Annotated in this window: 1 pseudogene; it reads right to left on the reverse strand. The window is 62.8% G+C overall.

Going from position 1 to position 395, the window contains the following annotated elements:
* Nucleotides 1–386 (reverse strand): annotated as a pseudogene (locus XpopCFBP1817_RS21240) (transposase); the annotation flags it as partial.
* Between the last annotated feature and the right edge of the window lie 9 nt (nt 387–395).

Below are 395 nucleotides of genomic sequence, written 5' to 3' on the forward strand. Positions count from 1 at the left end.
CGAAACCCACCAGTTTCCGCGTGGCTTCGCGCTCGGTCATGACCTGCATGATCTTGTGCTTCATCCGCCAGGCGCGCTTGGAGTTGACCCCCAGATGGCGCATTAACTCCAGTGCGGCCATGTTGGTTTTTGGTCGAGGTCAACAGGTGCAACGCCAGCATCCAGGTGCGCAGCGGCAGTTTGGTGCCGGCAAACATCGTGCCTGCGATCAGACTGGTCTGATGCCGGCACGCGCTGCATTGGGAGTAGAGCGCAGCACCCCGCTTGAAACGCGACCGCACCCGCCCGGTGCAGACAGGGCAACGACAGCCTTGCGGCCAGCGCCACGTGTAGAGCGCGCGATGGCACTTGGCTTCGGTGCCACAGGACGCGAAGAACTCGGGCATCGATCATCC

The sequence above is a fragment of the Xanthomonas populi genome (assembly GCF_002940065.1).
Lineage (GTDB): Bacteria > Pseudomonadota > Gammaproteobacteria > Xanthomonadales > Xanthomonadaceae > Xanthomonas > Xanthomonas populi.